22 protein-coding genes and 1 pseudogene are annotated in these 25,526 nt (G+C 64.2%); 9 read left to right on the top strand and 14 right to left on the bottom strand.

The features are described from left to right. Window positions 1–30: 30 nt before the first annotated feature. Both DSM43276_RS21115 and DSM43276_RS21120 read right to left on the bottom strand, forming a co-directional pair. Complete coding sequence (locus tag DSM43276_RS21115; RefSeq protein ID WP_078328280.1) at window positions 31–1,110, bottom strand: hypothetical protein; 1,080 nt, start codon at window positions 1,108–1,110, stop codon at window positions 31–33. Window positions 1,111–1,215: 105 nt separating this feature from the next. Further along, window positions 1,216–1,626, bottom strand: coding sequence for a DUF6188 family protein (locus DSM43276_RS21120; RefSeq protein WP_078328281.1), 411 nt, complete (start codon window positions 1,624–1,626; stop codon window positions 1,216–1,218). 261 nt (window positions 1,627–1,887) lie between these two features. Here DSM43276_RS21120 and DSM43276_RS21125 point away from each other — a divergent pair, with 261 nt between their 5' ends. Beyond that, on the top strand, window positions 1,888–3,072 hold the full coding sequence (locus DSM43276_RS21125; protein WP_078328282.1) for an alpha/beta hydrolase family protein: 1,185 nt from the start codon (window positions 1,888–1,890) through the stop codon (window positions 3,070–3,072). On the opposite strand, the gene DSM43276_RS21130 is transcribed toward DSM43276_RS21125, so the two are convergent. The 3 genes from DSM43276_RS21130 to DSM43276_RS21140 all read right to left on the bottom strand — a co-directional run bounded on the left by DSM43276_RS21130 (window position 3,069) and on the right by DSM43276_RS21140 (window position 6,978). Further along, window positions 3,069–3,971 (bottom strand): class I SAM-dependent methyltransferase, encoded by a 903-nt coding sequence (locus tag DSM43276_RS21130; protein ID WP_078328283.1) that lies wholly within the window; start codon window positions 3,969–3,971, stop codon window positions 3,069–3,071. The two genes, DSM43276_RS21125 and DSM43276_RS21130, sit on opposite strands and share 4 nt — an antisense overlap. A 62-nt stretch (window positions 3,972–4,033) precedes the next feature. Next, a complete protein-coding gene (locus DSM43276_RS21135; protein ID WP_234802952.1) occupies window positions 4,034–5,557 on the bottom strand; it encodes a sugar transferase in 1,524 nt (507 codons plus the stop codon). A gap of 623 nt (window positions 5,558–6,180) precedes the next feature. After that, complete coding sequence (locus DSM43276_RS21140) at window positions 6,181–6,978, bottom strand: oxygenase MpaB family protein (protein ID WP_234802957.1); 798 nt, start codon at window positions 6,976–6,978, stop codon at window positions 6,181–6,183. 208 nt (window positions 6,979–7,186) lie between these two features. On the opposite strand from DSM43276_RS21140, the gene DSM43276_RS21145 reads away from it, so the two are divergent. Further along, the gene (locus DSM43276_RS21145; protein ID WP_078328351.1) at window positions 7,187–7,789 is read left to right on the top strand and encodes a TetR/AcrR family transcriptional regulator; all 603 of its coding nucleotides are present in this window, start codon (window positions 7,187–7,189) and stop codon (window positions 7,787–7,789) included. Here the strand turns inward: DSM43276_RS21145 and DSM43276_RS21150 are convergent. Next, window positions 7,779–8,360, bottom strand: coding sequence for a VOC family protein (locus tag DSM43276_RS21150; protein WP_078326141.1), 582 nt, complete (start codon window positions 8,358–8,360; stop codon window positions 7,779–7,781). The two genes, DSM43276_RS21145 and DSM43276_RS21150, sit on opposite strands and share 11 nt — an antisense overlap. Window positions 8,361–8,478: 118 nt before the next feature. Between DSM43276_RS21150 and DSM43276_RS21155 the strand changes: the two genes are divergently transcribed. The 6 genes from DSM43276_RS21155 to DSM43276_RS21180 all read left to right on the top strand — a co-directional run bounded on the left by DSM43276_RS21155 (window position 8,479) and on the right by DSM43276_RS21180 (window position 15,226). After that, window positions 8,479–9,090, top strand: a complete 612-nt coding sequence (locus DSM43276_RS21155) for a TetR/AcrR family transcriptional regulator (RefSeq protein ID WP_078328352.1) — start codon at window positions 8,479–8,481, stop codon at window positions 9,088–9,090. Further along, window positions 9,091–10,215 carry an alpha/beta hydrolase gene (locus DSM43276_RS21160; protein ID WP_078328285.1) on the top strand — a complete coding sequence of 375 codons (1,125 nt, stop codon included), beginning with the start codon at window positions 9,091–9,093 and terminating at the stop codon, window positions 10,213–10,215. A gap of 1 nt (window position 10,216) precedes the next feature. Further along, window positions 10,217–11,179 (top strand): 2-hydroxyacid dehydrogenase, encoded by a 963-nt coding sequence (locus DSM43276_RS21165; RefSeq protein WP_078328286.1) that lies wholly within the window; start codon window positions 10,217–10,219, stop codon window positions 11,177–11,179. 65 nt (window positions 11,180–11,244) lie between these two features. Then, the gene (locus DSM43276_RS21170) at window positions 11,245–12,096 is read left to right on the top strand and encodes an SDR family oxidoreductase (protein ID WP_078328287.1); all 852 of its coding nucleotides are present in this window, start codon (window positions 11,245–11,247) and stop codon (window positions 12,094–12,096) included. 15 nt (window positions 12,097–12,111) lie between these two features. After that, on the top strand, window positions 12,112–14,295 hold the full coding sequence (locus tag DSM43276_RS21175) for an acyl-CoA dehydrogenase family protein (protein WP_078328288.1): 2,184 nt from the start codon (window positions 12,112–12,114) through the stop codon (window positions 14,293–14,295). Beyond that, a complete protein-coding gene (locus tag DSM43276_RS21180) occupies window positions 14,285–15,226 on the top strand; it encodes an alpha/beta fold hydrolase (protein WP_078328289.1) in 942 nt (313 codons plus the stop codon). Before DSM43276_RS21175 ends, DSM43276_RS21180 begins: the two co-directional genes overlap by 11 nt. A gap of 29 nt (window positions 15,227–15,255) precedes the next feature. Here the strand turns inward: DSM43276_RS21180 and DSM43276_RS21185 are convergent, their stop codons facing one another. Genes DSM43276_RS21185 through fadD2 form a run of 3 tightly spaced genes read right to left on the bottom strand, consistent with a single transcriptional unit; the run spans window position 15,256 to window position 18,671 of the window. Beyond that, entirely contained in the window at window positions 15,256–15,720 is a 465-nt protein-coding gene (locus tag DSM43276_RS21185) for an SRPBCC family protein (protein ID WP_078328290.1), read from the bottom strand. Between the two features lie 29 nt (window positions 15,721–15,749). Continuing rightward, window positions 15,750–16,997: a saccharopine dehydrogenase family protein gene (locus DSM43276_RS21190; RefSeq protein WP_078328291.1), complete on the bottom strand. Its 1,248-nt coding sequence runs from the start codon at window positions 16,995–16,997 to the stop codon at window positions 15,750–15,752. A gap of 3 nt (window positions 16,998–17,000) precedes the next feature. Next, the gene (fadD2, locus tag DSM43276_RS21195) at window positions 17,001–18,671 is read right to left on the bottom strand and encodes a long-chain-fatty-acid--CoA ligase FadD2 (RefSeq protein WP_078328292.1); all 1,671 of its coding nucleotides are present in this window, start codon (window positions 18,669–18,671) and stop codon (window positions 17,001–17,003) included. Window positions 18,672–18,792: 121 nt separating this feature from the next. Here fadD2 and ligD point away from each other — a divergent pair, with 121 nt between their 5' ends. Then, the gene (gene ligD / locus DSM43276_RS21200) at window positions 18,793–19,989 is read left to right on the top strand and encodes a non-homologous end-joining DNA ligase (protein ID WP_078328353.1); all 1,197 of its coding nucleotides are present in this window, start codon (window positions 18,793–18,795) and stop codon (window positions 19,987–19,989) included. On the opposite strand, the gene DSM43276_RS21205 is transcribed toward ligD, so the two are convergent. From DSM43276_RS21205 to DSM43276_RS21225, 5 genes and pseudogenes are all read right to left on the bottom strand, one after another. Beyond that, complete coding sequence (locus tag DSM43276_RS21205; protein ID WP_078328354.1) at window positions 19,986–20,381, bottom strand: hypothetical protein; 396 nt, start codon at window positions 20,379–20,381, stop codon at window positions 19,986–19,988. The genes ligD and DSM43276_RS21205 overlap by 4 nt on opposite strands. Before the next feature lie 127 nt (window positions 20,382–20,508). Next, complete coding sequence (locus tag DSM43276_RS21210; protein WP_078328293.1) at window positions 20,509–22,392, bottom strand: acetoacetate--CoA ligase; 1,884 nt, start codon at window positions 22,390–22,392, stop codon at window positions 20,509–20,511. Next, on the bottom strand, window positions 22,382–24,022 hold the full coding sequence (locus DSM43276_RS21215; protein ID WP_078328294.1) for an AMP-binding protein: 1,641 nt from the start codon (window positions 24,020–24,022) through the stop codon (window positions 22,382–22,384). Before DSM43276_RS21215 ends, DSM43276_RS21210 begins: the two co-directional genes overlap by 11 nt. 86 nt (window positions 24,023–24,108) lie before the next feature. Continuing rightward, window positions 24,109–24,927 (bottom strand): annotated as a pseudogene (locus DSM43276_RS21220) (HpcH/HpaI aldolase/citrate lyase family protein); the annotation flags it as partial. Beyond that, entirely contained in the window at window positions 24,924–25,415 is a 492-nt protein-coding gene (locus tag DSM43276_RS21225) for a MaoC family dehydratase (RefSeq protein WP_211196741.1), read from the bottom strand. The gene DSM43276_RS21225 and the pseudogene DSM43276_RS21220, both read right to left, overlap by 4 nt. Between the last annotated feature and the right edge of the window lie 111 nt (window positions 25,416–25,526).

Below are 25,526 nucleotides of genomic sequence, written 5' to 3' on the forward strand. Positions count from 1 at the left end.
ATTTCTGACCCCAAAAATGCCGCAACGGATTTAGTCGCCCGTGGCCTTCTTCGCGGGCTTGTCCGGGGCGCTGGGCTTCTTTCCCGAGACGTCTCCCAGCACCTTCTTGATGGCCCCACCCAGACCGCGCATCACGTTCGGCTGCTTGGTGGTTGGGGATGTTCCCGGATCAGGTTTCGACATCAGCACCGGCGGCTTCGTCAACATTGTCGGCAGCTTCGGTGCGAGATCGGGCCGCACCGTAGGCGCCTTCGTCTGCGGGGTGGCCTTGATGGCGTCCGCCGCCTTGTCCGTTGCCTTGGCGTCAGTCGCCTTGTCCGTTGCCTTCACATCGGTTGTCGTGACGGCTGGCTTCTCCGCCGGCTTGGACGCCGCCACCGGCGTGATCGGGATGGGCTTGGTCAGCGCATCACGGATCGGCGCAACCGACTCGGAGACCGTCGTCACCACCGCCTCCCCCGTAGCCTGCACCGCCTTTCCGACATCTCCGGCATTTCCCAACGTGGTCAGAAACACATTGGGCACCCGCGTCACGATGAGCGTGAGCTGCTCTGTCGAATGAAAGGCCACCGCCCAAAACACCTCGGTGCCGCGCACCGCGGCCGCCTCCAACGGCGTATGCACGACAGGCACGGACTCGGGGCCCGGCGGGTTGTTCAACGCATCGAAGAGATCGGAGCGCGCCTGCCCAAGAACCCCCGGGAGCTGACCGGGCTGGGTGAGCGCCGCCTCGCCGATCCGCACGAGCCCCACCGCGATCACCTCGGTGCCGAACTGAGTGCGTGGCACCACCTGGTCCAGGTCGGTGCGAATGAGCCCGGTCCACACATCGTTGGCCGCGCCGCTCACCGTCGCGCCGGCCAGTCCGAGTGCCTGCACCAGAGGCTGTCCCGACTGCAGCTGGGTCACAAACGTCCCCGGCGCGAGCAGCGCCGCCGTCGGCACCTGGACGGCACCCTGGACGACGAAGGGACAGATCAGCGAGCAGTTCTGTACCTGATTGGCCAAGAACTGGGTGATCAACGCACCGGGCGGAGGCTGCGCCGACGCCGCGGTGAGATCGACGTCGAACCGTGCGCTGCGCGCGGACGGACCCGGCGGAGCATTCACTCCTACGGACGTCGCGAGTACCGCTGACGCACATGCCACCGCGAGAAGTCTCACGCAGTAACCACGAGCCAACCCACCGTCGGGTTCGATCGCGGCGAAAGCCGGTTAAGCCCCGGCCTCCTCCGGCACATCGTGACGCACCACGCGGACCTTGCCGCGCGGCAGGCTGGCCACGTACCCGTGGTACTTGCCATAGACCTCCCACGCCGTGTCGAAGTCGTGATGCGGCACGTCGATCGCGTGGTCGTCGGAGAACTCCATGTGCAGATCACCCTTGTCGTTCCACCTGGCCTCGATGCACGTAGCACCCGAGATGCTGAAGAGCGGACGCTCCTCATCCAGGATCGCCTTCGGATCGACGCAGACGATTTCCCGTGGCCACCTCCCCGCCGGGGGAAGCGTGAGCCACATCGGCACAGCGATAACCACCTCGTTGTAGTCACCCAGGCTGATTACCAATCCGTCACGGAACATGATCCGCTGGACCGGCAAGCCCTCAATCCATGCTTCGGACATACCTTCACTCTGAACCCACCCAAGAGGCCCGCACAAGGGGTTGACGCCACAAGTTTTATTGTCGAAACTGGACGAAACGTAAACGTTATTTGTGCTGCCCGCGGACCGTGGGCAGCCGTTAGTTTTGCTTGGCTTTCACGCCATTTCCGGGCTCTGCCGAGACCGCGGCGTCACCGTACTTGACGAACGAATTTCGCTTGGGTGCCCTAGCATTCGCTGTGAGCTAGCAGCGTGGCTAGCACGCGGGCGAAAGGTACACCCATGACAGCGGAGCTATCGGAAGACATCGACCAGCCGCGAATTACCCCGCGCCCCGCACCCACGGCACGCCCACAGCTGCCGCGTCGCGGCGACCTAACCCTGCGAGAACGCGCGCTGGTCGAGACCTCCGCGCTCACCGATATCGCCCTGCGCACCGTTGGCGCCCTCTCGGTCATGGGAGTGGTGGCGCCGAGCCTGCTCATCGACCGCGAGTTCGTGGCGCGTGAACGCGACAACCTGGCCTTCTACGGCGAGCTCGCCGCGATGGGCGATGCGGATCTTTCCTTCCCGGCGCCGGAGACCACGCCCGTGGTGTTCTCCCGCCCCGCGGGACCGGTCGCACAGGCCCTGGCCAAGGGCACCGTGGAAAACCTGGACTTCGAAAGCCCTTACGTGGCACGCAATCCAGCGATGCGCGACCTCTGGAAAAGCTTTCCGCACAACAGCGTCGCGCGCGCCCAACACTGGCGCCATGACGACGGACCCCGCCCCACCCTGTGTGTCATCCACGGATTCTTCGGATCGCCGTACCTGCTCAACGGTGTGTTCTTCGCACTCCCCTGGTTCTTCCGCAACGGCTACGACATCTTGTTGTACACCTTGCCTTTTCATGGACGACGTGCCGAGAAATACTCGCCGTTCAGCGGGGCCGGGTACTTCAGCCACGGGTTCACCGGTTTCTCCGAGTCGATGTGCCAGGCCGTACACGACTTTCGGATATTCGTGAACTACCTGCGCGGCACCGGAGTGGAGAAAATTGGGCTCACAGGTTTGTCGCTGGGTGGATACACCACCGGATTGATCTCCACCGTGGAGCACCGTATCGATGTCGCCATTCCCAACGTGCCCGTGGTCGACGTGAAATCGCTTCTGCACGGCTGGGTTCCGGCGGAGCCCACAATCAAGCTTGCCGCCAAGCTCGGCCACCTCGATCAAAACCAGCTGGACGGGGCCCTCTCCTACTCATCACCGCTGACGTATCGGCCGGTGGTACCCAAGGAGCGGCGTCTCATCATCACCGGGCTTGGCGACCGTCTAGCACCCCCGGAGCAATCCGAGATGCTGTGGGAGCACTGGGATCGCTGCGCACTGCACTGGTTCCCCGGAAATCACATTCTGCACGTGAATCAGGGCGACTACCTGCACCAGATGACCGACTTCCTGGATCGATATCTCGCCACCTAACCCTTGACGGCCGACACCAGGCTGATCGAATTGAACATGTACCAGGCGGGTTGACTGGGCTCCGGCAAAGCACGCCCCGAAATGTTCAGGTAGTCCAGCAGCTCGGTGCGCTCCGAATCCCAACCGTGGCAATGGAACCAGGTCGAGGCTTCACTGCGCTGCTGGTTGTAGATCAGGGAGAAGAAGTCCGAGTTCGACTGGTCTCCACTTTCCTTGGCGCCCGCCACCAACATGTCGAAGACCACGTCGGCGTACGTCGTCATCTGCTCAATACCCACGAAGCTGCCCGGTGCGGCCAGCTGGTCGATGGACTCAAAAAGTCGCTCCTGGGCATCGGCAGGCAGATAGATCAACAGTCCTTCGACAATCCACGCTGACGGCGCCGATGGATCGAAACCCTTGTCCTGCAGCGCCTTGCCCCAGTCCTCACGAAGGTCTATAGAGATTTCCTGGCGAGACGCCTTGGATTCGGCGCCATGCTCGGCGAGTACCTCACGCTTGAACTGATGCACCAAGGGCTGGTCCAACTCGAAGATCGTCGTCCCAGGAGCCCAGTCGAGTCGATAGGCCCGCGAGTCCAGCCCCGCGGCCAGGATCACCACCTGCTTGACTCCGGCCTCGATCGCCCTACCGAAGTAGTTGTCGAAGTAGCGGGTGCGAGCGCCTTGAAAGCTCACGAAGTACTGCCCGAATTCCTCTGAACGCAAAGGGTGTTCGGGTACGCCACCGGCGACCAGGTCGGCCCACTCCCCGCCTGCGGCACGACAGAACACCTCCGCGTACTGATCGGCGGCCAGCGGCGCGGGTTTCGTGGCCTCGAGCGCTCGGCTGGCCGCCACGAACAGCGCGGTCGAGCCGACGCTGGTGTTGATGTCCCAATGATCGCGATCGGTACGCATGGTCGCGACAATACCCCGCGACTGTGACAACTAGGTTGACATGCGTGGGCGCGTGGATGGCGCTAGTACGCACCGTCGCTGCGCGCCACCGCGCGGAACGTGCGCCACAGGATCGACACGTCGGACACCATGGACCAGTTCTCGACATACGACAGGTCCAGTCGCACCGCTTCATCCCACGGCAGGTCGGAACGCCCACTGACCTGCCACAGACCGGTCATCCCGGGCTTGACCAGAAGCCGGCGCCTGACGACGTCGGTGTACTCCTCCACCTCACGCCGCAGCGGCGGCCGCGGGCCCACCAGACTCATCTCACCCCGCAGCACATTGAACAGCTGGGGCAGTTCGTCGAGGCTGGTGCGGCGCAGGAATCTGCCCACCATGGTGACCCGCGGGTCTTCGCGCATCTTGAAAAGCGGTCCGGCGCCGTCATTTTGCGCCAGCAACTCGGCCACCATCTGGTCGGCGCCCGCCACCATGGACCGGAACTTGATCATGCGGAACGGCTTGGACCGCACACCGATGCGTTCGGCCGAGTAGAACACCGACCCACGCGACTCCAGCTTCACAGCAAGGGCGCAGGCCAACAGGATGGGACTGAACCCGATGATCAGCAACAGCGCACCCACGCGGTCGAACAGAACCTTGTGCATGCGCGAAGCACCCTCGTACTGGGGCTCCGCGAGATGGATTAGCGGCACGGACCCGGCCGGTCGCACTCGAACCCGAGGCTGGTCGACGTCGAAGACACCGGGCGCTACCAGCAGATTGACACCGATCTCGCTGAGGCGCCAGGCCAGTTCGCGCATCTTCTCCGGGCCGAGCTGCTCGGTGGCCGTCACCGCCACGGTGTCCGCACCGGCCTCCAGCACCGCGGCGATAATGCGGTCCTCGGAGCCCAGGATGGGGATCACCCGGTCGATGACCTCAATGTTCTGGCCTGGTGCACCCAGATATCCGGGAACACACACGCCGACGACCCGATACCCGAGCGCGGTGTCACGCCCGAAGGCCTCGGCGAGGTTGAGCGCCGCGGCGTCGCCGCCGAGCACCACCACCCTGAAGATCTGCTTGCCGCGGGCACGCTGGCGGTTGAGCCAACTACGACTGAGTTTCCGGTTGAGCAACAGGAACACGATCCCGACGATGAGCGACATCCCCATCGCGAAACGCGAGACATTGAATTTGAACAGCACGCTGACGATGGCGAAAAGACCGAACATGTGGAATGTCGCGCGCAGTACCCGCTGATACTCCTCGCCACCACTGCCCATGAGGTGCGGTTCCCTGCTGCGGTACACACCGAGCAGCAGCGCCCAGTAGGAAAAGAAGCCAATCCTGATCCACAGCTCGGTGGCGTTCATCGGGTTGGTCGCGTTGCGCAGTTCGATCCAGGTCCAGCCGGCGACCGCGACGATCAGGGTGTCCGTGAGCATCAGCCACCGGGTGTAGCGCTCGCCCCACTGCGCAGCCCGGTGCCCCGCGGAGGTTTGACCGGCCGCTTGGGATCGGCGCGGGCGCCGCACGCTGCCGATCCGGCCCCTCAGCCGGGTCGGCGCAGGCGAGCCTTCGTTCACCGCGACCACGAGCGTGTCCTTCCAGAACAACCCCAACAGCAAAAACCAAAGAGCCTTGTGTCATGAAGCGCCAGGCGCCGAAGTATGCGTGCAACCCGACGATGACAACCATCGCGCGAACGAATCGGGTCGGTGGCCAGGCCAAAGATGAAACACCCGTTACCCAGTTTCGTACGGAAGGAAATGTATCCAGAGAACCGCCGTCGGGCAACATCTCACTGCCGGTGGCCTGCAATTGTGATTGAGGTCACTAGCACTCAGGGTAAATGAACAGCTTGTTCTTATCGGAAGGCGGCTAAAGCCGCTGTGAGCTGCGGAAACAATGGACTCTGTCAAGTTGAAGCAAAGTTCATCATGTACAAATTAGCTCACTACAAACGCCGTAGTGCACAACGGCAGCAATGTCAGCGTTAATCGACGGAGGCGGCTGTGCAACATCTAGAAGACGAGACAAGGGGGCGTCGACGGCAGCCTGAGAGTCGTCGGGTCACCCATTTTCGACCTGACAGATTTTGCTCACCAGCAGAAGAAGCGTCCACTAACTCTGGTAACGACAGTGAATCACATGGTCAGCACGTCGATGTGGCGCAAGTCGCACCGCTAATTGGATACGTGCGTTAGCCCAATATGGTTCACACCAGCGCGCGGCCGGTGCGGATTCTCCAGTCGAGATCGATCATCAGCACGTTGAACGGGAAGCGTCGCAGCCCGTTAGGTAGGAGGCGATTCACCACACCAAGAAGCGTGACGACGGCCCGGAAGGTTCGCTCACGCGCAGGACTCCAGGGCAGCCGCATCTCATCCCGGAACCGCTGCGGCAAGAATCCCGTCGAGATGAGTCGCGAGAAGGCACCCACCGGCCGACGCATGAACCGCGGTACCGCAATGGCCGCGGAAATGATCCGATACAGGTAAGGCCGCACGTGATCATCGATATGGACCAGGTCCAGGGATTGCTCCCAGTACGCGTCGAACTCCGCACAGGACTTCGGCCACATCGCGAGGGGCATCTGCAGCGTCGTCCCCATGACGGCCCCCTCTTGCAAGCACCGCTCGGCCATATCGGCCGACATCGGACCTACGAAGGCCTCATACACATCGACGAATCCCTTGTAGAGGCAGATCGCCACCCATTTCTGCAGATCCGGGTCGAAGGCGTTGTACTGCACCGCGTCCCCCGGGGCCGAGCGAACCTGCGCATGGGAGCGATTGGTCGCCTTGCGGAATGCCGCCTTCTGCTCCGGGCTCCCCAAGGACGACACCGCCAGGAAGGTGAAGGTGGTACGGGCCCGCTTCACGGGGTGCAGATCGGCGCGGCCACTTTCCACCTTGCTGTCGACGACGCCGTACCCGACGCCGGGGCGTGCCAACTGCATGACGATGTTGGCCGGACCTCCCAGCAGGGCCAACCCCATCAGGTTGTCGGCCATAGTGCTCTGACGGCGCCAGGACCACCACGGCGACAGACGCGCGGCGGGAGGCACCGGCTCGTCACGGCGACTCCGTGTACCCGGACCTCCGTCGCCGACGATCGATTGATCGACCTCTGACACCCGTTCGATTGTCACCGTTGACCCCTTAATCTGCGAACGCTTGTTCTCAAATATCTTCCAGCGGGGTGCCACCTGTCAAGATGTACTGGTGACGTCATCGCGGGTTTATGGAGGCGTGCAGGCCCCTGACCGCCAGGCCGAGCGCCGAAACCGGCTCCTGGAGGCAGGCCTGGACCTGCTGACCTCCGGTCCCGCACCCAATGTGACGGTCCGCGGCGTGTGCAAGCACGCCGGTGTGGTCGCCCGGTATTTCTATGAGAACTTCACAGATCTCGACGAGCTGACGGCGCAGGTCTACGACGGCGTGATCGGCGAGGTCGCCACCTCCACCCAGAAAGCCGTGGACGCCGCGCCGCTGCGCAAGAAGACCGAGGCAGGCATCGCCAACATCGTGCATGTTATCGCGGCTGATCCCCGGATCGGCCATCTACTTTTCGGCAGCAATCCCGCTAATTCGGTGATCGCACAACGCCGTAGCGCGGCAGAACAGCTTTTTGCCGCCCTCTCCGGCCAGCACCTGAACAAGACATATCAGCTCCCGAACGACGAATCGATGCGCGCCGCAGCCTATTTCGCTGTTGGCGGCGTCGGCCAGACGCTCGCGGCCTGGGTGACCGGCCAATTGAAGCTCAGTGCAGACGAGCTTGTCGTCGTACTCACCCGACTACTCGATCCGGTCAGGCGGTAGCGACTTCCCGCGGGGTGCGCTCGGCGGCCGTCTTCGGTGCAACACGGACATCCGCTGCGCTGAACTCCTTGGTCCAGCATGCGAATTCGAGTGTAATTCCGTCAGGGTCAAGGAAGTAGAACGACCGCACGTACACGCCCGGGTGTAGTTCCTTCGACACCTGGAACTCACTCTCGTCGTGGTTGAGAATGGGCCCCACCCGCACACCCTTGGCCTTGAGCTTGACGCGGTACTCATCGAACTTCTCGGCGGGAACATGCAGCGAGATGTGGTTCATGGAGCTGACGGCGCTGATGATGTCGCCGATTCCCGGGATGGCGGCCGGGGCCGAAATGCCCGGGACGCCGTCCGGCGCATCCTTGAACCAGAAGAAGGCCAAACTGTCGCCACCACCGGCGTCGAAGAAGAAGTGTTGACCCTGCCCCATGGGCAGATCGAGCGACTTGATGAGCGGCATGCCCAGCACGTTGGTGTAGAAGTCCACCGTGCGCTCCATGTCCGAGCACACAAGCGCCACATGGTTAAAACCGCCGAACTCGAATTCGGAGTTGGGGTTGTTCGGTTTGATCATCGTCATGGGGAGCCTCCTTGATCCGACCGCATGACTGCCTTGCGTTTTACGCTAACCTGAATCTAACATCAGATTCAGAAACGGGTCAATAGCGCATGACGAGCAGACAGGGGTGAGCGTGGTCCAACCCACCGTGCGAGGCCGTCAAACCCAGGCTGCGATCGATGAGGCTGCGCGAACTGTGATCGCCCGCAAGGGAATCCTTGCCACCACCGTTGCCGATATCGCCAGCGAGGCCGGCCGGTCCACGGCGTCGTTCTATAACTACTACGACTCCAAAGAGGCGATGGTCGCGCAGTGGGCCATGCGATTTCGCACCGAGGCGCAGGAACGGGTCTCCTCGCTGGTCGCCGAGCCACGGGCACAGACAGATAAACAGCGCGCACGAGACATCGCGACCGCGCACTGGCTCACCTGGCGCCACCAGTTGGCCGAGATGATCAGCGTCTCGCAGATGGCCATGATCAGTAGTGAGTTCGCCGAGTTCTGGAATCAAATATGTTCCGAACCCATTGATTTCCTGACAAGCACCATCAAACGGGCACAGCGTGACGGCTACAGCCCCGGCAATGATCCGCATCTCATGGCCACCGCGATCGTCTCGATGATGAACCAGTTCGCCTACAACCAGCTCAGCCAGGGCAATGCCGCCACCGTCGACGACGACGCCTGCATAGAAACCCTGGCCGGAATCTGTTACCGCGCCATCTATTCCAAGGAGGTCTGCTGAATGCCCACCGAACTGACCGTCGAACGAGAGTTCGTCGGGCTACCATCGCCGACCGCCGGACGCAACGGTGCCGGTGGGCATCCATGCCAGGGTCTGTATCACCGGGCGGCCGGAACCACACCCAAGGTCGCCTTCATCGCCACCCATTATCAGATCGACTTCTCCGAGCACTACATCGCCGAATACCTGGCCCGGCACGGGTACGGATTCCTGGGCTGGAACACCCGATTCCGGGGATTCGAAAGTCACTTCCTACTTGACCACGCGCTGGTGGACATCGGCGTGGGGGTGCGCTGGCTGCAGGAACAGGCCGGCGTGGAAACGGTGCTGCTGCTGGGTAATTCGGGGGGCGGATCGCTGATGGCGGCCTACCAGTCGCAGGCGGTGGCTCCCAAGGTGACACCGCTGGAGGGGATGCGCCCGGCCGAGGGCCTGGACAGCCTGCCCGCCGCGGCGGGCTACGTGGCCAGCGCCGCCCATCTCGGCCGCCCCGATGTGCTGACCGACTGGATGGACGCCTCGGTGATCGACGAGGGTGACCCGGCCTCCACCGACCCGGCCCTCGACCTGTTCAACGAGGAGAACGGGCCCGCGTACTCCCCCGCCTTCGTCGCCAAGTACCGCGAAGGCCAGGTGGCGCGCAATCACCGGATCACCGCGTGGGCACTCGACGAGCTCGCCCGGGTGCGCGCGGCCGGGTTCAGCGACCGTGCCTTCGCCGTGCACCGCACCTGGGCCGATCCCCGCATGGTCGACCCCACCCTGGAGCCCACCAAGCGCCCGGCCAACCTCTGCTACGCAGGAGTACCGGTTAAGGCCAACCGCTCCACATTCGGAATCGGTTGTGCCACCACGCTGAAGAACTGGCTCGGCATGTGGAGCCTGTCGCACGCCCAGACCCGCGCCGAGCCACATCTGGCCGATGTCACCGTCCCTGCCTTGGTCATCAATGCCGATGGTGACACCGGAGTCTTCCCCGCAGACGCCCAGCACATCTACGACGCACTGGGCTCGACCGACAAGTCCCAGGCCTCCATCGACGCCGACCACTACTTCCAGAACCCCGGGGCCCGCCAGGAGCAGGCAGATACCATCGCAGAGTGGGCAAGCACGCGGTGGGGCTGAGATGAGCCACTCGCGCGAAGATCATCGGGTGAGAGTCCTCGCGCACTTTCTGGGCGGGCCGCGCGTCCGTGAACAGCTTGCACCACACACCGATTGGCTTGACGTCCATTTCTGCGCCGAAGACGACGACGACGCCTTCTACGCCGAACTGCCGCACGCCGAGGTGCTGTGGCATGTGCTTCGTCCACTGTCCGCCGACGACGTCGCGAAGGGCGAACGGCTACGGCTGATCCACAAGTTCGGCGCGGGCGTGAACACCATTGCCCTGGACGCCGCATCCGCGCAGGGTGTCGCCGTCGCCAACATGCCGGGCGCCAATGCACCGTCGGTCGCCGAGGGGGCGCTGCTGTTGATGCTGGCGGCCCTGCGACAGCTGCCACGGCTGGACCAGGACATTCGGGCCGGTCGCGGGTGGCCCACAGATCAGTCCCTCGGCGACACCGTTCGCGATATCGGCTCCTGCACAGTAGGATTGGTGGGATACGGCAACATCGCCAAGACCCTGGAACGGATCTTGCTGGCGATGGGAGCCACCGTGGTGCACACCAGCACCCGCAATGACGGCTCTACCGGCTGGCGCAGCCTCGATGACCTGTTGACCAGCAGCGATATCGTGTCGCTGCATCTGCCGCTGACCGAGGCCAGCTCCGGCCTGCTCGACGCCGCGGCGCTGGCCCGGATGAAACCCGGATCGGTTCTGGTGAATACCTCCCGCGGCGCGGTGGTCGACGAGGCGGCGCTGGTCGAGGCGCTACGGCAGGGGCCGCTCGGTGCCGCCGGTCTCGATGTCTTTGCACAAGAGCCGATCTCGCCAGAGAATCCGCTGTTAACCCTGCCCAACGTGGTGCTCACGCCGCATGTCACGTGGTTCACCGCCGACACCATGACGCGCTACCTGGAGCATGCGATAGACAACTCCCGGCGTATACATGAGGGGATGCCGCTAGCTGACCGCGTGCGCTAGGCTAGCGCCCGGAGATTTACACTAGAGAGTATTCGTAAACGAACCACAATGGCGTGGGAGGACGAATGGGAACAGCTGTACAGCTCGCGGGCAAGGTCGTCGCCATCACCGGCGGAGCACGCGGAATCGGCCGGGCCATCGCCACGGCGTTCGCCGCCGAGGGCGCGAAGGTCGCGATCGGCGATATCGACAAGAAGCTGTGTGAAAACACCGCCGCCGAGATCGGAAACGGCACCATCGGTCTGCCGCTCGACGTGACCGACCATGGCAGCTTCGAGGCCTTTTTCGACACCATCGCGGCCACCGTCGGACCTGTCGACGTGATCGTGAACAACGCGGGCATCATGCCGATCACACCGTTCGGGGAAGAATCGCTCGAATCCATCCAGCGCCAGCTGGATATCAATGTGCGCGGCGTCATGTGGGGCAGTCAGCTCGCCGTCCAGCGGATGAAGCCGCGCGGTGGTGGCGTGATCGTCAACATCGCGTCGGCAGCAGGCAAGATGGGCGTGCCCGGACTCGCCACCTACTGCGCGACGAAGTGGGCGGTGGTCGGTCTCTGCGAGTCACTGACCCTCGAACTCAAGGATGACAACATCTCCGTTGTCTGCGTGATGCCGGGCGTAGTCAACACCGAGTTGGTGGCCGGCCTCGACGAGCACTGGCTGCTGGGAATCGTTCAGCCCGAAGACATTGCCGCCGGCGTACTGAAAGCCGTGCGCAAGGGCAAGTTCCCCGTCATGGTGCCCAAGAAACTCGGCCCACTGCTGCGGACAACCGCCATGCTGCCCCGAGCGCTGTACGGTCCCGCGGCGCGATCATTGGGGATGGACCATTTCATGCTCGACGCCCATGGCACCTCGGCGCGTGCCGCCTATGAGGACCGCGCCAGCCACAGCGAGCCCAGCGCCGACTAGTTAGGAAGCAGCCCCATGCCTATCGCCATCAACAGTGAGCATGTAGCACTTGCGGATTCCGCGCATGCGTTCGTCGAACGTGTGGCGCCCTCCGAGCTGCTCCACGAAACACTCGAAACGCCATTGCCGTGGCCGCCCCCATTCTGGAAGGCCGCCGCCGATCAGGGTCTTACCTCCGTACATCTCGCCGAATCCGTTGGCGGCCAGGGATTTGGCGCACTGGAGCTCGCGATCGTGGTGGCCGAGTTCGGACGGGGAGCCGTCCCCGGACCGTTCGTCCCGTCGGTGATCGCGAGCGCGCTCATCAGCGCCCATGATCCCGACCATCCACTGCTCAACGATCTCGCCTCGGGCGCGTCCATCGCCACCTTCTCCTCCGCATCATCGTTCACCGGAACAGCTTCCGACGGCGGCCTTACCGTGGACGGGCAGGCCCGTTCGGTGCTGTCTGCCGCGTCGGCGGCGTATGTGGTGGCGCCCGTTTCTGTCGACACCGATCGGGTGTGGGTGGTCCTGAGCGCCGATGACCTCACCCTCGCCCCGCAGCAGAGTGTGGACCGGCTGCGACCGGTCGCGCACGTGACGGCGACCGGGGCGCAGGTTCCCGCCGACCGCGTGTTGTCCAACCTCACCGACGCCCGTGCCATCAGCATCATCTCCACGATCGTCTCGGCCGAGGCCGTCGGTGTCGCCCGCTGGGCCACCGATATCGCATCCGAATACGCCAAGGTGCGTGAGCAATTCGGCCGTCCCATCGGACAGTTCCAGGGCATCAAGCACAAGTGCGCCACCATGGCCGCCGTCACCGAGCGCGCCACCGCGGCCGTATGGGATGCCGCGCGCGCCCTCGATGATGCCGATGAGAGCGCCGGCGTAGTGGAGTTCGCGGCCTCCGCGGCTGCCACGCTGGCACCGGCGGCTGCCCAGCAGTGCGCGCAGGATTGCATTCAGGTGCACGGAGGCATCGGCTACACCTGGGAACACGATGCCCACATCTACTACCGCAGAGCGCTGGGTCTCATTGCCGCCCTGGGCCGTTCCGGCAGTGCACCGGCGACCGTGGTGCGCACCGCCGTCGAGCACGGCCTGCGCAAGGTGGACATCGATCTGGCACCGGAGACCGAGGCGCTGCGCGAAGAGATTCGCGCCGAGGTCGCCGCGCTCAAGGAGATCCCGTCCGGCAAACGCAACACGGCCATCGCCGAGGGCGGGTGGGTGCTGCCGTACCTGCCCGCGCCGTGGGGACGCTCCGCGTCGCCCATCGAGCAGGTGATCATCTCCCAGGAGTTCCTCACCGGAAAGGTGCGTCGGCCGCAGCTCGGCATCGCGACCTGGCTGGTGCCATCCATCGTCGCGTATGGCACCGAGGAACAAAAGCAGCGGTTCCTGCCTCCCACGTTCCGTGGCGAGATGATGTGGTGCCAACTGTTTTCCGAGCCCGGCGCAGGGTCGGACCTCGCGGCTCTGTCGACCAAGGCCGTCAAGGTGGACGGCGGCTGGCGCCTCACCGGCCAGAAGATCTGGACCTCGGTGGCGCAGTTCGCCGACTGGGGCGCCTGCCTGGCCCGCACGGATCCGTCCGCGCCCAAACACAACGGCATCACGTACTTCCTCATCGACATGAAAAGCGAGGGCGTCACCGTTCGGCCGCTGCGGGAGATGACCGGCGGCGCACTGTTCAACGAGGTGTTCATCGACGACGTGTTCGTGCCGGATGAGCTGGTGGTCGGTGAGGTCGACCGCGGCTGGGAGGTCAGCCGCAACACGCTGACGGCGGAACGGGTTTCGATCGGCAGCTCGGATCTGCCGTTCCTGGCCAGCCTGGACGACCTGGTGGCCTTCGTCGGCAAGAGCGAGCTCAGCGAGGTCGCGCGCGACCGGGCCGGACAGCTCATCGCCGAAGGGCACGGGGTGAAGCTGCTGAACCTGCGCTCCACCCTGCTGACCCTTGCCGGTGGCGACCCGATGCCGTCGGCAGCGGTCTCCAAGCTCCTTGGCATGCGCACCGGACAGGGATATGCCGAATTCGTCGTGAACCATTTCGGACCGGATGGCGCCATCGGCGATTCTGAGCAGGAGCAAGGCCGCTGGGCGGACTATCTTCTCGCCAGCCGCGCCACCACCATCTACGGCGGCACCTCCGAGGTGCAGCTCAACATCATTGCCGAGCGACTGTTAGGACTGCCACGTGACCCGTAATTCCGCTATTGAAACCGGCTGGCGCCTGAACGAGGGATTTTTCACCGCCGCCGACGGCACCCAGATTGGATTCTCCGATACCGGGAATCGTGCGGCGCCTGTGACAGTCCTATTCCTGCACGGCTGGACCCAGAATCGCGAGGCCTGGGACGACGTCGCGGGTCCCCTGCACGAGCGCAATCCCGAACTACGCGTCATCGCGCTCGACCACCGGGGCCACGGGAAGTCTGATCCCGCGCCCGGGGGCACCGTGAATGTTCCCCAACTGGCCACGGATGCTGCCGATTTCATCAATGCGGAGATCCCCACGGGGCAGATCGTGATCGTCGGCCACTCGATGGGCGGCATGACCATGATGGGTCTGGGTGAATATCACCCAGAGCTCGTGGCCCGGCGGATTTCCGGTGCGGTATTCGTCGCCACCTCCGCGGGCAGGCTTCTGCACCGGCTCCGGGTCGTCCCGCCGGTTTTCGAGGTCGTCAAGGCGGTGATCCTGGGTGTCGTGGCGCAGGGCTGGTTCCTCCAGCAGGGCTACCTCATGCGCCCCATCATCTCGACGCTGGTGTTCGGACGCGACCCACGGCCCTATGACGTCAGCCGAGTCTGGGACCAGATCCGCTCGGGTACCCCGCGAAGCTACAAGGATGCCGCCGAGAGCATGGTGCTCCACGAGGATTTGACCGAAGGCCTGGGCGCCTACCGCGGCAAGCCCGCTGCGGTGCTCGCAGGCGCGCGCGACTTCCTCACTCCGGCCGGCGATTCGCGCATCATCGCCGCGGCCCTGCAGACCAACGAGCTGCGCACCTATCCGGGTTCGGGCCACATGCTGCCCAACGAACGCGCCAGCGAGGTCGTCAACGAGATCGTGACCGTGCTGGAGGCACTACGTCAGGAGCCAGCCACCAGAGTCACCACGGAGTCTGCCGGGTAATCGGCGTCCCGGCGGCAGGCTGTTGTCGGCTAGCTGTACCGACTGTGAAGTCGGGTCAACGTGGCCTCAATCCCTCGGGTGTTTGCCTTGATAAAGCCGGCTAGCTTGTAGTTCAACAGGAGTTGGATCGGGCCGGCATTGCGGAAGTCGAACGTCTCGGTGACACGCGTGCTGGTCGGCGACAGTGCGTCAAACTCCCAGCGCCACCGGTGGCCCAGAGGATGCCGCCATTCGATAACCCTGTCGGGTTCGAGCGCCGTCACGGTGCTGGTGATGCGGTAAGGAAGCCCGAACATCCGCATTCCTGTGGAAAAGCGCGAGCCAACCTCGAGATGATCAGGCGTGCGGATATTCTCGCCGACAGTGCCCGACCCGTCGAGTTCGTGGTGACGCCGCGGGTCCGCGACGATGCCGAACAATTCCGTTGCCGGGGCAGACACCTCGACTGAGCGACTGATCTGCTGAGGCCCCGCCTCTGCCACTGATACAGACATACATCCACTCCTTCGTTTAGCGGAGAAACCTAGAGCCGTTCGACTTCGACCGTCACGCCCTGGGCCACCCGCAGCCGCTTCAGCAGCGGATCACCCATGGCAGCCGCGGGCGTCAAAACCCCTAGCCGGTCTGGTAATTCGCTGCGATCCAGAGCCAGGGTCAAGCCACTCTCGCCCAGCAGCACCGCGGTCGCCTTGTAACCGGGATCGCCTTCCTGCGCGATGACCGCCCGATAACGCGCCCCCTCGGTTGTGGTGGTGTAGGTCTCGACCCGATAGTGGCCCTTGTTCCGGGTGCGCTCACTGGGACCCGAACCCGGCTTCGGTAGCAGGCGCTGGGCAACGAATTTCGGCATAGGCACCCGCGTCCCCAGACCGAAACCCGCTGTCAGGAAACCTGTGACGGCGGCCGCGGCGATTGGCGCGACCACCGAACTTCCCAGGCTCATGACCTCGCGATAACGTATCCGGGTTCCGTATCCCCAGTCCAACAATGCATTGCTACGTCGCACAATCCGGGTGTTGACCGGCCCCATGAAGAAGGCACCCAGCCACTTGCCCGCCAACTCCGGTGCCACGGATTCGCCACGGAGCGTTTGAAATTCACGCTGCCGCCCCACCTCCGGCTCGGCCGGGCGGTCCGGGCTCAGCGAGTAGGGGTCCTGAGAGTTGCGACGCACCTCCGGATCCTCGGCGCTCGCCTCCATCACCTCGACCATCGACGCCGCCGTACCACCGCTGACACCGCCGCGGAACTTGCTCAGCACATAGGTCGTCTCGAGCAGCTCGCCCGTGCCGTCTTCCTGAGCCCGCCGATACAGGGCATACACACTCAGATCCGAGGGAATGGAATCGAATCCGCAGCAATGCACGATCCTGGCACCGGTGTCCGCGGCCTGCTTGCCGTAGACGTCGATGCTCTCCCGGACGAAGTTGACCTCACCAGTCAAGTCCGCGTAGTCGGTTCCCACCTCGGCGCACGCGGCCACCAACGGCAGCCCGTATTTTGTGTACGGCCCGACGGTGGTAACAACCACCTGAGTAGAAGCCGCCATGGCCGCCAGCGTCGCCGGTCGGGTGGCGTCAGCCTCGATCAACGGCCAGTCCCGCGCCGCCGGACCACACGCAGCACGCACGGCGGCAAGCTTTTCGGTGTTTCGCCCGGCCAGCGCAATCCGTGCCCCGGTGGCCTCAACCCGTCCGGCCAGATAGAGCGCGGTCAGTTTCCCCACGTATCCCGTTGCCCCGTAGAGAACGATGTCGTGTTCCCGAGACATGCGCTACACCTCCAAGTCGCGTAGCTGGCGCTTGAGGATCTTGCCGGAAGGATTGCGCGGCAAGATATCCAGGAAGACCACGTCACGCGGCACCTTGTATCGCGCCAGGTTGTCGCGTACGTACGCGCGGATGCTGTCGGCATCCACCGTCGATTCGGGGTGACGAACCACGAACGCCCGCAACCGTGCTCCCCAATCCGGGTCGTCGACACCGAGTGCGGTGGCCTCGATGACATCCGGGTGCCCGCTGATGAGGTCTTCGACCTCGGCGGGGAACACGTTCTCGCCGCCCGAAACGATCATCTCGTCATCGCGCCCGGACACATACAGCAGTCCGTGCTCGTCGAAATAGCCGACGTCACCACTGGACATCAGACCGTCGATGATCTGCTTGTGCCCACCACCGGTGTAACCGTCGAACGGGATCGCGTTGCTGACGAAGATCCGCCCGACGGTGCCCTGCGAGACCGGCTTTCCTTCGTCGTCAAGGATTTTGACGGTCGCACCCTTGACCACGGGGCCCACTGTGGACGGGTTGATGGCGAGATCTTGGGGCCGCGCGATGGTGGCGAAGGCGACCTCGGTGGATCCGTACAGGTTGTAGATCACCGGTCCCAGCGTGTCCAGCGCCCGGGCGGCCAGCTCGCCACCGAGTTGCGAACCGGACACGAAAACGATGCGCAGCGCGGACAAGTCGGGCTTGCCCTCGGCCTCATCGAGAGCGTTGAGCAGGCGATTAAGCATCACCGGCACCACCACGATGGCGGTGACCTTGAACTTCTCGATATCGGCAAGCACGTTCTCGGGCTTGAACTTCCGATGCAGGATCAACGTGCAACCCAGTGTCAGCGCCAGGCTCTGATGCAGATAGCCCAGCGCATGGAACATCGGGGCAGGCACCGACGTCACCTCGCCCGAACGGAAGGGCACATGCGAGAACATGCCGCCGACAGGCGCCAGGGTCAGCGCCAGCTTGCGCGGGGCGCCCTTCGGGGTTCCGGTGGTGCCGCTGGTGAGAATCACCAACGAGGAGTACTTCGACGGACGCGGCGCCGGCGTGGTGCTGTTGCGCTTGATCACCGACGCGATGGTCTCGTCGGTGGAGGCGGGCTGGTCCGGGTTCTCGGGGTTGGTGGGCAGCGCCATGATCCGACCCAGCTCGGGGCGGTAACCGTCCAGGAACTCGGCGTACTCGGCGTCGTAGATCAGGACGCGGGCACCTTCACGCTCAGCGACCTCCTTGGTCTGCGGTCCCGAGAAGTCGGTGTTGAGCAGGATCACGCGGGCGCCGGCACGATGTGCGGCGTAGTTGGCAATGATGAACCAACGGTGGTTACGCGCCAGGATCGCGACGCCGTCGCCGCCCTTGATACCGAGACGACTCAGGCCGTGAGCCAGGGCGTTCACCGCGTCGTTCAGCTCTGCGTAGGTGATCGAACCCTCGTCATCGATGATCGCAGTCCGCGACGGGCTGCGATGGGCGCCGAACGCCGGTACCGCACCGATCTCGCCGAACCGGTAGAAGTCGCGGACGATCCCTGCCAGCACGTTCGGCGGGTCCAGTTTGAGCATGCCCGCCTCGATGACCTTGCGGAGATAATGCAGCTCAGCGCCACCGCGCTTCGCAAGAGTCTGAAGTTTCGAGAAGAGCGGCCGTTCGGCGGTGATCGACATGATCGACAGCCTATGTGACCTCCCTCTCAGCAGCACAGCCAACCGGTCGGTCGGGGGCACGTCACCAAGTACCCCCGGGAAAGTCGGTCTGCAGCCCTACGATGACGCCATGGCAGACGTCGTGCTGCAGGTCGCGGGGCGCGAGGTCACCATCACGCACCCCGACAAGGTGATATTTCCCAGCGGGGAAAACACCGCGGCCATCACCAAGGGTGACCTGGTCCACTACTACCTCGATGTCGCCGACGGGGCGTTGCGTGGAGTACGTGACCGGCCGATGATCCTGAAGCGATTCGTCAAGGGCATCTCGCAGGAGGCGGTGTTCCAAAAGCGCGTGCCGGAGAAGCGGCCGGACTGGATCGCCTCCGCCGAGTTGCACTACGCACGCGGCACCTCCGCCCGGGAAGCCGTCGTCACCGACGCGGCTTCGCTGGCCTGGGTGGTCAACCTGGGGTGTGTCGATCTCAATCCGCACCCGGTGCGCGCCGACGATCTGGACCATCCCGATGAGCTGCGCATCGACCTCGACCCCGTTCCGGGGGTGCCGTGGAGCCAGATCCTCGATGTCGCGTTTGTCGTGCGCGGGGTTCTGGAGGATCACGGTCTGACCGCGTGGCCCAAGACGTCTGGGTCGCGCGGCTTTCATATCTACGCGCCGGTCGCCCCGCGATGGACATTCCGGGAGCTACGGCTGGCCGCCGAGACGGTGGCCCGTGAGGTGGAACGCCGTGCCCCGGAGCTGGCGACCAGCCGGTGGTGGAAGGAGGAGCGTCACGGGGTGTTCGTCGATTTCAACCAGAACGCGAAGGATCGCACGGTGGCCTCCGCCTATTCGGTGCGTGCCGTCCCGGACGCCAGGGTGTCGACGCCGCTGCGGTGGGACGAGGTGGCGGGCTGCCGCCCTGCGGAATTCACGCTGACCACGGTGCGGGAGCGATTCGCCGATATCGGCGATCCGTGGCAAGGCATGGAAGGCGCCACCGGCACGCTGGATCAGCTGCTGGAACTGGCAGCAGAGCTCGGACCCGCCGAAAAGGCGCCCAAGGGCACTTCCCGCGACGGACGGCGGCAGTCGATGATGCCGTTGATTGAGATCGCGCGGACGAAGACCAAGCCGGAAGCCGAAGCAGCCTTGACCGAGTGGCACGACAAGTATCCCGATGTCTCGAAACTCCTTGAACCGCAGGATGTTCTCGTGGACGGCATGCGTGGCCCGAGCTCGGTCTGGTACCGGGTGCGGGTCAACCTCGTACACGTACCGGAGCCGGAGCGCCCGCCACAGGAAGAGCTGATTGCCGACTACTCGCCCTGGGGCTAGCCCTGTGGTGCCGGTAACGCGGCCAGCGAGGCAACACCCACCGCGACGGCCGATAACGCCACCGCGGTGCCGAGAGTGGACGTGAGCGTACTGATTTCGCCGCGGCGCCCAGCCGAGACCAACACTGCCGCGTCAACCGCATCGGTCAGTACGTTCAGCTTCAAGAACGTGCCGGGGGCGCTGAATGCCCCCAGGCGCGACAGACCAAGAGCCAGCAGCGCGTTGCGGATGCCGAACATACGACCCATGGGTACCGCGGCCGTCCCAGCGACCTCCATCCGGAAAACACGCCCGAATACGTTCGGAGTCAGCAGGCTGCCCGAGGCGACGAGTGTGCGCCCCAGGATGAGAAGTTTCAAGGGACGTGAACGGTCGGCCGCTCGTGCTGGCATGGAATCCTCCTCGTTGAGTTCTGCCGATAAGACGCTGTAGTACAAGAGAATCGACACATCGGCAGATGTATACCGATTGGTATACTAGGCGGCATCGCGGGCGCCCGCAAGATGCCCTCGGGCGCCACTACCAGCGATGGTCGCGCCCCTGCCCGCGGTACCAGTCGACAAGATCCGGATTATCGATCGACCGCGGATCCAAGGACACATCCGCGCGTCCGGCCAGCACGCCGCAGATGGGGACCTCGAGCTTCTTGCCGGTACGGGTGTGCGGAATTCCGGGCGCCTCGATCACTTCGTCGGGAACGTGTCGGGGCGACAAGCGGGCACGGATCTCCCGCGCGATGCGCGCGCCCAGATCCTCATCAAAGGTGTGCCCCGGTGCCATGGTCACGAACAGCGGCATCCAGTAGGCGCCGTCGGGACCATCGACGCCGAGGACGAATCCCTCGGCGATCTCGTCCATCGATTCCACGACCTCGTAGATATCTGCCGACCCCATCCGGATTCCATTGCGGTTCAACGTTGCATCGCTGCGGCCGTGGATCACCAGCGATCCCCGCTCGGTGACGGTGACCCAATCGCCGTGCCGCCAGACCCCAGGGTCACGACCATCGGTCCACTCGTGGTCGAAATATGCTGCTCGATAACGTGATCCGTCGGGGTCGTCCCAGAATCGGATCGGCATGCACGGCATGGGCTGTAGAATCACCATCTCGCCCACTTCCCCGATGAGAGACCGGCGCTCGGGTGACCAGCTGCGCAGATCCACCCCCAGGTAGCGCGCGGGCAACTCGCCGGCCCGGGCATGCACCCCCGGTGTGCCGCCGGCGAATGCGGTGCAGACATCGGTACCACCCGAGAGCGAGGACACTGCGACGCCGACACACGAGCCCGCCCATTCGAACAGATCGGGCGAAAGGGGCGATCCGCTGCTACCCAGCGTTTTTAGCGCACTCAGGTCGTGCTCAGCCGACGGCTCCAGCCTCGCCTTCTTGGTTGCCTGCAAGTGCCCAGGGCTGGTGCCGAAGTAGCTGACCTTTTCAGATTCCAACAGCTCCCATAGCCGATCGGCATTGGGATACAAAGGATGTCCGCTGTAACAGACCACAGTGGCACCGACCAGCAGACCGCTCAACCGGAAGTTCCACATCATCCAGGACAGCGCCGTCTGCCAGAAGAAGACGTCACTTCGCCCCAGATCGCAATGCAGCCCGACACCCTTGAGATGTTCCAGCAGCATGCCCCCGTGACCGTGCACGATGCCCTTGGGCCTACCGGTGGTACCCGAGCTGAACAAGACCCAGATCGGATGATCGAATGGCACCATATCGACGACAGGATCTGCACTGCCCGTGGGTAATTCGAGCATCAGCGCGGGGTCACCCGGCAAGAGACGATGCAGTTCTGCGGTATCGGCCGCCTTGTCCACCCACCGACCGTTGTAGCGGTACCCGGGACCAGAGATGAGCACCTTCGGATTGAGCTGCCCCAGCCGCGATGCCGCGCCCTCAGGGGCGTAGTCCTGACCACATCCCGCCCACACCGCACCCACCGCCGCGGTGGCCAGGAAGGCCACCATCGCGTCGGGCACGTCCGGCAGATACGCGGCTACGCGGTCACCGCGACCAACACCGAGACGACGCAGCTCGGCGGCCACCGCACCAACCCGGCCGGGCAATTCACGCCAACCGATCTCGGTGCGCTCCCCCGCCTCGTCGACACCCACGATGGCGGCCCCGTCTTGATCCGCGTGGCGCAGGACCGGATCCACATAGTTGAGCTCGGCACCCGGAAACCATTGCGCCCCAGGCATCACCGCACGTGAAAGCACACCTTCGTCACCGTCACGCAACCCGCGTCCCGGAACATCGAAGAACTCCCACAACGCGCGCCAGAACTGGGGAACGGAGTCAACCGACCAGCGCCTCACGTCTTCGTAGTCCGTGAGTGACAACGCATACCGTCGCTCGACGTGGTTGACGAATCGTTCGTAGGTACTACTTCCCATGTTTCTGGCCCGGCTCTCGTAATCCCAGAAGTTCCATGGCCTGCTCCCGCATATCGATCTTGCGCACCTTTCCCGTCACGGTCATCGGGAAGCCGTCGACCACGTGCACGTAACGCGGGATCTTGTAGTGAGCAAGGCGCCCCGAGGCGAAGGTACGGATAGCACCGGCGTCGAGCGGCGCACGGCCTGTCCGCATCCGGAGCCACGCGCACAGCTCCTCGCCGTACTTTTCATCCGGCACCCCGACCACCTGCACGTCCTCGATGTCCGGGTGAGTGAGCAGGAACTCTTCGACTTCGCGCGGGTAGACGTTTTCGCCGCCGCGTATCACCATGTCCTTGATTCGCCCAATGATGGTGCAGTAGGCATCTTCTCGCATCACCGCCAGATCACCGGTATGCATCCAACCCTCGGCATCGATCGCCTCCCGGGTATGGTCCTCGTCGTTCCAGTAGCCGAGCATCACCGAGTACCCACGGGTACACAGCTCGCCGGATTGGCCGCGCTCCACCATCTCTCCGGTGCCGGGGTCGACGACCTTGACCTCGACGTGCGGATGCGCACGTCCAACAGTCGCGGTGCGCCGATCCAGGTCGTCGTCGACGAGCGTCTGGCAAGAGACCGGCGAAGTCTCCGTCATGCCATACGCGATGGCGACCTCAGCCATGTGCATCTCGTCGATGCACCGCTTCATCACCTCGATGGGGCACACCGAACCCGCCATGATTCCCGTCCGCAACGAGGACAGGTCGCGCCGCGTGAAATCGGGGTCTGCGAGCATCGCGATGAACATGGTGGGCACCCCGTACACCCCGACACAGCGCTCACGTTCGATGCTTTCGAGAGTGCGAGCGGCATCGAATCCCGGTGCCGGTATCACGATGGTGGCCCCGTGCGTCGTGCATCCGAGATTGCCCATGACCATGCCGAAGCAGTGATAGAAGGGCACCGGAATACACAGCCGGTCAGCCACTTCCAGGTGGATCGACTCGGCCACGAAGTATCCGTTGTTGAGTACGTTGCGGTGTGAGAGCGTCGCCCCCTTGGGATAACCCGTTGTCCCCGAGGTGTACTGGATGTTAATGGGATCGGTGTTGGACAGCTGCGACATCCGGTCGCGCAGCGCGGCCAAGGGAACCTGTTCGGCTCCCGCCACCAGATCGGTCCAGCCGTCCGTCCCGATGAACACCACATCGAGCAGGGTGGAGACATCAGGACGCACCCGGTCCACCATCGTCGTGTAGTCGGAGGACTTGAACGCCGTGGCACAGATCAACGTGCGAACCCCCGACTGATTGAGCGCATAGGCCAGCTCATGGGTTCGGTAGGCCGGATTGATGTTGACCAGAATTGCGCCGATCTTTGCCGTCGCGTATTGCACCAGAACCCATTCGGCACAGTTCGGCGCCCAGATCCCGACTCGGTCGCCCGCCGCGATCCCGCGCGATATGAGACCGCGCGCCACGAGGTTGATCTCCGCGTCGAGCTCCCGGTAGGTCCATCTCCGCTCGCCGGCCACATCGACGAGGGCATCGACATCCGGATGGGCGCCGACTATGCGCTCGAAGCTCTCGCCGATCGTCTCCTCGATGATCGGCGACGCCGACGACCCGGCGTCATAGGACTTCATCGTCGCGCTTCACCACCTGCACCGCCGCCCTCCGCCCGCCGATCAGCGGGACGGATCGAGCCCGACTCTAATGACTCATTCGGACCACCACCCTGAATTCCGGTGCTCAGTTCGACAATCCGTTCAGCATGTCTGAGCACGGGCGCATCCACCATCGCACCCTCGAACTGAAAGACACCACGTTCCCGGCCTGCCAGCTCGAGGACCCCGCGCGCCCACCGTGCCCGCTCCTCGGTCGGCCTGTATGCCTGCCGAATGACGTTCACCTGGGTGGGGTGGATGGCCACCTTGGCATCGAACCCGACGGCCACGGCATCATCGGCCTCCGCACGTAGCCCGTCGAGGCCCTTGATGTCGAGGTACACCGAATCCAGCGCCATCCGGCCACATGCCTTTGCCGCCAACAATGTTTGAGAACGAACATGTCGTGCCACATCGCGGTAGCTGCCATCGGGCCACCGGTTGTTGGTACCCCACATCGCGGCGAATAGGTCCTCCGCGCCCCACATCGCCGCGACGACGTTCCCGGGCCGCACCAACTCGGCGACATTGAGCGCCCCCAATGGAGTTTCGACGAGCACCACCACGTCCAGCGGCGCCAGAGCCGCAACCTGATCGGCATGCTCACTCTTGGCCAGCATCACCGTGGTGTACGCGGTCCGCGCGATCGCTTCCACGTCCAGCAGGTGATCGGCGGTGCCTGCGGGATTGAGGCGAATCACCGTCCGGGCGGGATCCAGCGGGGTACTGATCAGCGCGTCGCGGGCGGCGGGACGATCGGTGGCCGCCACCCCGTCTTCGAGGTCGAGAATCACCACATCCGCGGCGATGGAGGCCTTTTCGAAGCGCTCGGGACGATCGGCGGGACAGAAGAGCCAGCCCGGTCCCCGCCTGGTAAGTGTCATTGCCCCTGTCCTTCAGCACGTTTGCGCACCATGGTCTGTCGCGACGCCGTGGCCACCACATCACCGTGCTGATTCCTGCCGGTGTGCGCAAAGGTGACGATGCCCTCTCCCGGGCGGCTCTTGGACTCGCGCTTGTCGATTACCTCGGACTCCGCGTAGAGCGTGTCTCCGTGGAACAGCGGTTTGGGAAAGGCGATGTCGGAGAATCCGAGATTCCCGACGATGGTGCCCTGGGTGAGTTGCGCGACCGACAACCCGACCAACGTCGACAGCGTGAACATCGAATTCACCAGGCGCTGATTGAACGGTGGTAGTGCCTCCGAGAACGCAGCATCGAGGTGCAGCGCCTGGGTGTTCATGGTCAACGTCGTGAACAGAACGTTGTCGGCCTCGGTGATCGTCCGACCGGGTCGGTGCAGATACAGCACATCGGTCTCGAATTCCTCGAACCACAGACCACGCTGCTCGACGGTCCGCTTGACGCCCACAACCACCTCCATGCCCAGCCGGGCGTCCACTTACCGGTGTCACGAAACCATGGACGAAAACCATGTTGCACGGCAAGGATGGTGCACGAAGCTCCCACCCGATGAACACGA

It is taken from the genome of Mycobacteroides salmoniphilum (assembly GCF_004924335.1).
GTDB lineage: Bacteria > Actinomycetota > Actinomycetes > Mycobacteriales > Mycobacteriaceae > Mycobacterium > Mycobacterium salmoniphilum.

Bases quoted from the DNA above. Each gene is read 5' to 3' on its own strand.
- DSM43276_RS21120 (WP_078328281.1), bottom strand. From the start codon at position 1,626: ATGTCCGAAGCATGGATTGAGGGCTTGCCGGTCCAGCGGATCATGTTC.
- DSM43276_RS21125 (WP_078328282.1), top strand. From the start codon at position 1,888: ATGACAGCGGAGCTATCGGAAGACATCGACCAGCCGCGAATTACCCCG.
- DSM43276_RS21130 (WP_078328283.1), bottom strand. From the start codon at position 3,971: ATGCGTACCGATCGCGATCATTGGGACATCAACACCAGCGTCGGCTCG.
- DSM43276_RS21140 (WP_234802957.1), bottom strand. From the start codon at position 6,978: ATGGCCGACAACCTGATGGGGTTGGCCCTGCTGGGAGGTCCGGCCAAC.
- DSM43276_RS21150 (WP_078326141.1), bottom strand. From the start codon at position 8,360: ATGATCAAACCGAACAACCCCAACTCCGAATTCGAGTTCGGCGGTTTT.
- DSM43276_RS21160 (WP_078328285.1), top strand. From the start codon at position 9,091: ATGCCCACCGAACTGACCGTCGAACGAGAGTTCGTCGGGCTACCATCG.
- DSM43276_RS21165 (WP_078328286.1), top strand. From the start codon at position 10,217: ATGAGCCACTCGCGCGAAGATCATCGGGTGAGAGTCCTCGCGCACTTT.
- DSM43276_RS21170 (WP_078328287.1), top strand. From the start codon at position 11,245: ATGGGAACAGCTGTACAGCTCGCGGGCAAGGTCGTCGCCATCACCGGC.
- DSM43276_RS21175 (WP_078328288.1), top strand. From the start codon at position 12,112: ATGCCTATCGCCATCAACAGTGAGCATGTAGCACTTGCGGATTCCGCG.
- DSM43276_RS21185 (WP_078328290.1), bottom strand. From the start codon at position 15,720: ATGTCTGTATCAGTGGCAGAGGCGGGGCCTCAGCAGATCAGTCGCTCA.
- DSM43276_RS21190 (WP_078328291.1), bottom strand. From the start codon at position 16,997: ATGTCTCGGGAACACGACATCGTTCTCTACGGGGCAACGGGATACGTG.
- fadD2 (WP_078328292.1), bottom strand. From the start codon at position 18,671: ATGTCGATCACCGCCGAACGGCCGCTCTTCTCGAAACTTCAGACTCTT.
- DSM43276_RS21205 (WP_078328354.1), bottom strand. From the start codon at position 20,381: ATGCCAGCACGAGCGGCCGACCGTTCACGTCCCTTGAAACTTCTCATC.
- DSM43276_RS21210 (WP_078328293.1), bottom strand. From the start codon at position 22,392: ATGGGAAGTAGTACCTACGAACGATTCGTCAACCACGTCGAGCGACGG.
- DSM43276_RS21215 (WP_078328294.1), bottom strand. From the start codon at position 24,022: ATGAAGTCCTATGACGCCGGGTCGTCGGCGTCGCCGATCATCGAGGAG.